7 protein-coding genes and 1 pseudogene are annotated in these 5,685 nt (G+C 72.1%); 4 read left to right on the forward strand and 4 right to left on the reverse strand.

Annotated features, from left to right (window positions below; genetic code table 11):
* Both C3488_RS38940 and C3488_RS38945 read left to right on the forward strand, forming a co-directional pair.
* A pseudogene (locus C3488_RS38940) lies at nt 1-865 on the forward strand (glycosyl transferase); the annotation flags it as partial.
* A 171-nt stretch (nt 866-1,036) separates the two neighbouring features.
* Entirely contained in the window at nt 1,037-1,786 is a 750-nt protein-coding gene (locus tag C3488_RS38945) for a TetR/AcrR family transcriptional regulator (RefSeq protein WP_103845548.1), read from the forward strand.
* A 37-nt stretch (nt 1,787-1,823) separates the two neighbouring features.
* Here the strand turns inward: C3488_RS38945 and C3488_RS38950 are convergent, their stop codons facing one another.
* Together C3488_RS38950 and C3488_RS38955 are read right to left on the reverse strand one after the other, a co-directional pair.
* Nucleotides 1,824-2,297: a PPOX class F420-dependent oxidoreductase gene (locus tag C3488_RS38950; protein ID WP_103845549.1), complete on the reverse strand. Its 474-nt coding sequence runs from the start codon at nt 2,295-2,297 to the stop codon at nt 1,824-1,826.
* A gap of 49 nt (nt 2,298-2,346) precedes the next feature.
* Entirely contained in the window at nt 2,347-2,718 is a 372-nt protein-coding gene (locus C3488_RS38955; protein ID WP_103845550.1) for an STAS domain-containing protein, read from the reverse strand.
* A 348-nt stretch (nt 2,719-3,066) separates the two neighbouring features.
* On the opposite strand from C3488_RS38955, the gene C3488_RS38960 reads away from it, so the two are divergent.
* Together C3488_RS38960 and C3488_RS38965 are read left to right on the forward strand one after the other, a co-directional pair.
* Nucleotides 3,067-3,657, forward strand: a complete 591-nt coding sequence (locus C3488_RS38960; protein WP_374955493.1) for a GAF and ANTAR domain-containing protein — start codon at nt 3,067-3,069, stop codon at nt 3,655-3,657.
* Nucleotides 3,658-3,698: 41 nt separating this feature from the next.
* Nucleotides 3,699-4,406: a GAF and ANTAR domain-containing protein gene (locus C3488_RS38965; RefSeq protein WP_103845551.1), complete on the forward strand. Its 708-nt coding sequence runs from the start codon at nt 3,699-3,701 to the stop codon at nt 4,404-4,406.
* On the opposite strand, the gene C3488_RS38970 is transcribed toward C3488_RS38965, so the two are convergent.
* Both C3488_RS38970 and C3488_RS38975 read right to left on the reverse strand, forming a co-directional pair.
* Nucleotides 4,392-5,213 carry a YceI family protein gene (locus tag C3488_RS38970; protein WP_103845552.1) on the reverse strand — a complete coding sequence of 274 codons (822 nt, stop codon included), beginning with the start codon at nt 5,211-5,213 and terminating at the stop codon, nt 4,392-4,394. The genes C3488_RS38965 and C3488_RS38970 overlap by 15 nt on opposite strands.
* Nucleotides 5,214-5,331: 118 nt before the next feature.
* Nucleotides 5,332-5,685 (reverse strand): carboxypeptidase regulatory-like domain-containing protein (locus C3488_RS38975; protein ID WP_146068022.1); only part of this gene is annotated, 354 nt, incomplete at its 5' end.

Here is a 5,685-nt window from a genome sequence, read left to right on the forward strand (position 1 = left end):
CGGCGGTCTGGTCGCCGCCCTGGGGCTCGTCTTCGTGGCCCGGCTCGGACGGCAGCTGGCGCTGGCCGCGGTGGGTCTCGGCTTCGTGGCCGCGCTCGCGGGTCCGACGGCGTACACCCTCACCACCGTGAACCAGGGCCACACCGGGTCGATCGTCACGGCCGGTCCGGCGGGTGCGAGCAGCATGGGCTTCGGCGGTCGCGGCGGCCCGGGCGCCGGCGGTGTGCGCGGCGGCTTCGGCGGCGGTGTGCCGGGCCAGAACCAGCAGCAGGGCAACGGCTCCACGCAGGGCCAGAACGGTCAGCAGGGCTTCCCCGGCGGCGGCAACGGCACCGGCGGGTTCCCGGGCGGCGGTGTGCCGGGCCAGAACCAGCAGCAGGGCAACGGCTCCACGCAGGGCCGGAACGGCCGGCAGGGCTTCCCCGGCGGGGGACGCATGGGTGACGGCGGCATGGGCGCCGGCGGCGGCATCGGCGGCCTGCTCAACGGGGCGAACGTCGGCTCCGCGGCCAAGGCGCTGCTGGAGAAGGACGCGACGGAATACACCTGGGTGGCCGCGTCCATCGGTTCGCAGAACGCCGCCAGCTACCAGCTCGCCACCGGCGACCCGGTGATGGCGATCGGCGGGTTCAACGGCAGCGACCCGTCCCCGACGCCGGCCCAGTTCCAGAAGTACGTGGCGGAAGGAAGGATCCACTACTTCATCTCGGGAGGCGGCTTCGGCGGCGGGGGCGGCAACGGCGGCTCCAATGCCTCGTCGCAGATCAGTTCGTGGGTTCAGCAGAACTTCAAGAAGGTGACGGTCGGTTCGGCCACCTTCTACGACCTCACGCAGAAGACGAGCGGCGGCTCGAGCAGCAGCTGACGGTTCCAGCACCGAGCGGTGGGCCGGGCACCCGACGCCCGGCCCACCGCTTTTGTGCCTTCTGTCTCATGCAACTCACCTCGGTCGCGGCGGCGTTGCTGCGCGGGGCGGAGCGGGAAGACTCGGGAGGTGGTGGTCGGCCCTTCGAGCGGAACGTCTGGAAGGTGTGCCATGGCGAAGGCAGCCCAGCGGACCAGCGTCTGGCTGGAGGGCAAGGCGCGCCGTGGGGGGCGCGGGGGCGGGCAGCCCTCAGGGCTGGACCGGGAGCGGATCACCGAGGCGACCGTACGGCTGCTGGACGCCGAGGGGCTCGCCAGGTTCTCCATGCGGCGGCTCGCCGCCGAGCTCGACGTGACGGCGATGTCCCTCTACTGGTACGTGGACACCAAGGACGACCTGCTGGAGCTGGCGCTGGACGCGGCCTTCGGGGAGGTGCGGCTGCCGGCCGACGACTCCGGCGACGACTGGCGCGACCAGCTGCGGGACCTCGCCGCCGAGTACCGCGCGCTGTTGGTGCGCCATCCCTGGCTGTCGCCGCTCGCCGGGACCTTCCTCAACATCGGCCCGCACGCGGTCGCCTTCTCGCTCGCCGTGCAGCGGGTGATCCGGCTGACCGGGCTGCCGGCGCACGGCCGGATGGGCGCGATCTCGGCGGTCTTCCAGTTCGTGTACGGCTTCGGCACGATCGAGGGCCACTTCATCGCGCGCTGCGCCGCGGCAGGGCTGAGCCAGGACGAGTACGTCCGCCACGCCATGAGCGCGGTGACCGAGAGCCCCCGTCCGAGCGAGGTCGTGCGCCGGTCCGCGGACCTCATGCAGGTCCGCGGCGGCGACACGGTGGAGGAGATGCGCGAGCGGGACTTCGCCTTCGCGCTTCAGACGCTCATCGCGGGGATCGAGGCGATGGTCGCCCGGGGGTAGGGGAGTCCCCTTGTCCCAAGGGCCTGTGCGCGGGCTCTCAGTCCTCGGAGGAGACCAGGCGGGCCGGGAAGCCGCCCGTCGCCACCGGGCCCCAGCGCACCGGGGTGATGCGGATGATCGACTTGCCCTGCTTGACCATGGCCTCGCGGTACTCGTCCCAGTCCGGGTGCTCGCCCGCGATGTTGCGGTAGTACTCGACGAGCGGTTCGACGGAGTCCGGTGTGTCGATGACCTCGGCCGTGCCGTCGATCTGGACCCAGGGCCCGTTCCAGTCGTCGCTGAGCACGATGACGCTGACCCGCTCGTCCCGCTTGGCGTTGCGGGTCTTGGCGCGCTCCGGGTACGTGGAGACGACGATCCGCCCCGAGTCGTCGACGCCGCAGGTCAGCGGCGAGCCCTGGGGGCTGCCGTCGGCGCGGCGGGTCAGCAGGATCGCGCGGTGACGGGGGCGTACGAAGTCCAGCAACTCGTCCAGTGATACGTCGGTGTTGGTCGCGATGTTCGGTGCCATGCCCGCAGCCTAGAGGTCCCTGGCGGTGCCGAGGCTGACCCTGTCGTGCCTACGACCGCACGTCGCGCTCAGGCTCCAGCGCCTCCGCCAGGCTGTCGTACACGGGCACGTCCCGCCGCACCCCGGTCAGTTCCAGGACGCGGCTCGGGACGCCGAGCGGTGCCGCCACCACCCGTACCTCGACCCGCGCGGGCAGCCGGCCCCTTACGTCCTGGACGAGACGGGCGCCCTGGGAGTCCATGAAGCCGGTGCGGGTGAAGTCCAGGATCAGCACGCCGAGCCGGGTGGCGCGCGCCCCGGCGAAGGACGTGATGGCGGCGCACAGCGCGGGGCAGTTGGACAGGTCGATCTCCTGGGGCAGGGCGATCAGGCTGCGGCCGGGCAGATCGCGCACCCGGCACGGGCTCGGGACATGGGTCATGGCACTCACCTGGCAGAGGTTCGTCCGGGCTCCGGGAGGCCGCTTCCTGACCTGTCGCCTCATTCCACCACTGTCGTGCGCCGCTCCGAAAGGGGGGCCACCGAGAGTCAACCGGGCGTCAATCGCCCCGCAGGAAGGAGATAAAGTTCTGTCCGTCCTGCGCTCGCAGTCGGGAATGTGCTGCGGAGCTCTCCTGCGCATGGCCGTGTGGCCGTGCACGCCGAAGAGGTTCGTGTGCCTGCGTCCGACTTTTCTGATCTGCCTGATTTTCCACGGGGTTTCGAGCTGGCCGAAGCGCTGACCGCCGCGGCTCGGCAGCTGCACGACACGGCCACCCCCCACAGCACGATGAGCACCGCCGTCGGCCTCGCCGTGCGCCTGGTGCCGGGCGCCGAACACGCGACCATCTCCGAGGCGGAGCGCGGCAACCACTTCCGTACGCTCGCCTGGAGCGACGAGGTCGTCCGCACCGCCCACGACCTCCAGCCGGACGGCGAGGGCGCCCCGTACTGGGACCACCTGTGGCACGCGCCCGTCGTGCACGTGGCGGACAGCGAGAGCGACGCGGGTGGCTCCGTGCCGGCCGGCCCGGGCCTGCGCTCGGCGCTCGCGCTGCGGCTGCGCGCCGACAAGCGACGCCTGACCGTGCTCACCGTCTACGCCCGCAAGCCGCACGCCTTCGACGACGCCGCGACGCGGATCGGCCGGCTGTTCACCGCGCACGTCGGCCTCGCGCTGGACTCGGTGACCGTGCGCGAGCAGCTCACCGAGGCGATGCACACCCGGGACCTGATCGGCCAGGCCACCGGCATCCTCATGGAGCGCCTGAACATGGACGCCACGGAGGCGTTCGACAGCCTGGTGCGCGCCTCGCAGCGGGAGAACGTCAAGCTGCGGGACCTCGCCCGCCGCATCGTCGATGCGAACCACACCACATGACGGCCAGGAGTTGATCGACGAAACGGGGACAAAAGCATGACATGAGACCCGAGATGCCCTACCCGCTCGACCAGGCGATCGTGCGCAGCGGTGGTCTCGACACGCTGCTGCGCGACCTGACCGACCGCGCGGTCGAGGCCGTGCCCGGCTGCGCCGCCTGCAGCATCACCGTCCGCCGCGGCGACCGCCTGCTGACTCTGGCGGGCAGCGGAACCCTGCCCAGCGGCCTGGACCTGCGCCAGTACGAGAACGGCACCGGCCCCTGTGTCACGGCCGCCGAGACGGAGACCGAGCAGTACGCCCCCGACCTGGCCGCCGAGACCCGCTGGCCCGCGTACACGCGGTACGCGCTGTCGGTCGGGGTGCGCTGCGTGCTGGCGGTGCCGCTCACCGTCGAGGGCGACACCGGCGCCGCACTGAACTTCTACGGTGTCGAGCCAGGCGTGCTCGGCACGGCCCGTGACCAGGCACGTGCCTTCGCGGCGCGGACCGCCGACGCCGTCGACGTCGCCCTGCGCGTGGAACGCGAGCGCGCCGACGCCACCGACGTGCGCACCGCGCTGCTCTCCCGCAGTGTCATCGACCAGGCGATCGGCATCCTGATGGCGCAGGAACGGGTCAGTGCCCGGATCGCCCTGGAGCGCCTGCGCCGGATCTCCCAGGACACGAACACCAAGCTGCGCGACCTCGCCACCGATCTGGTGTCCCGGGTCTCGGGCGACGGCCGTCCGCCGTCACGCGGACGGTAGCGACTCGCCCTGCACCGCCTGGATGTCCAGCTCCACCTTGAGCGTGGTGCCGATGGCGGCGATGCCCGCCTGGACGATCTGGTTGTAGTTCATCGCGAAGTCCTCGCGGCGCAGTTCCGTGGTCGCGCGGAAGGCCGCACGGGTGCCGCCCCACGGGTCGGAGCCGGTGCCGAGGTAGGCGAGGTCCAGATCCACCGGGCGGACCACCCCGTGCAGGGTCAGCTCGCCGTGGACCGTCCAGCGGTCCGCGCCCGCGGCCGTCAGACCGGTCGAGCGGTAGGTGATCTCCGGGTACTTCTCGACGTCCAGGAAGTCGGCCGACCTCAGGTGGGTGTCGCGCATGCCGTTGCCGGTGTCGATGGACCCGGCGCGGATGACCGCCTCGACGCGGGACTTCTCGACCTCGTCCGGGGCGATCTCGATGCGCCCGGCGAAGTCCGTGAACCGCCCGTGCACGCTGGAGATCCCCAGGTGCTGCGCGACGGCGCCCACCGAGGAGTGCGCCGGGTCGATGGTCCACGGCCCGGGCGGCGGCAGTTCGGTGCCGCCCTGCCGGGCGAGCGTCACGGTGCCGACCTCGGCCCGCCCGCTCGCGGTGACGATCGCGCTGGAGGCGGCGGGCGCGTACCCGACCGCGGTGACGATCACGGTGTAGGCGCCGGGCGCCAGCTCGGTCGTGTCCCGGACGGCGCCCTCCGTGTCGGCCTCGGCGCGCAGGACCTGTGTCCCGGTCATGTCGGTCACGGTGACGACCGCGTGCGACACGGCCCATCCGTCTCGCGTACGGATCCGTGCGGTCAGTCCCATCGCGTGGTTCCCCTCTAAATCCCTTGAATCCTTGATAAATCCCCGTGGCGGCCGAAAAAAATCCGGCCCGCGGGGGCGCTTGTCGCTCACAGCGCGCCCCCACGAGCCGGACTCCGGACTACTCGCCCGGGTGGGCGAGTTCGATGTCGTGGTCGTCGACGCCGCGGCCGGAGACGGTCACCGCGGTGGCCACCGGCGGGTAGCCCGTCGCGATGACGGTGTACTCGCCGCTGTTCAGGTCGGTGAAGGCGTACGCGCCGTCCGCGCCGGTGGTGGCGGTGCCGACCACGTTGCCCGCCGCGTCCACCAGGGTCACCCGGGCATCAGCGAGGGGGCCGTGCGGGGCCCGTACGACGCCCTGGACCTGGGAGCCGGAGTCGAGGTCGATCTCGACCCGCGTCACTCCGGTGGTACCGACCTCCACGGGCAGGGCCCGCGGACGGTGCCCGGCGGCGTTCACCGCGACGGTCAC

It is taken from the genome of Streptomyces sp. Ru72 (assembly GCF_002920635.1).
GTDB lineage: Bacteria > Actinomycetota > Actinomycetes > Streptomycetales > Streptomycetaceae > Streptomyces.

What these genes read in the sequence shown, in the direction of transcription:
- C3488_RS38950 (WP_103845549.1), bottom strand. Translation starts at nt 2,297, where the DNA reads ATGGCACCGAACATCGCGACCAACACCGACGTATCACTGGACGAGTTG.
- C3488_RS38965 (WP_103845551.1), top strand. Translation starts at nt 3,699, where the DNA reads ATGAGACCCGAGATGCCCTACCCGCTCGACCAGGCGATCGTGCGCAGC.
- C3488_RS38970 (WP_103845552.1), bottom strand. Translation starts at nt 5,213, where the DNA reads ATGGGACTGACCGCACGGATCCGTACGCGAGACGGATGGGCCGTGTCG.
- C3488_RS38955 (WP_103845550.1), bottom strand. Translation starts at nt 2,718, where the DNA reads ATGACCCATGTCCCGAGCCCGTGCCGGGTGCGCGATCTGCCCGGCCGC.
- C3488_RS38960 (WP_374955493.1), top strand. Translation starts at nt 3,067, where the DNA reads ATGAGCACCGCCGTCGGCCTCGCCGTGCGCCTGGTGCCGGGCGCCGAA.
- C3488_RS38945 (WP_103845548.1), top strand. Translation starts at nt 1,037, where the DNA reads ATGGCGAAGGCAGCCCAGCGGACCAGCGTCTGGCTGGAGGGCAAGGCG.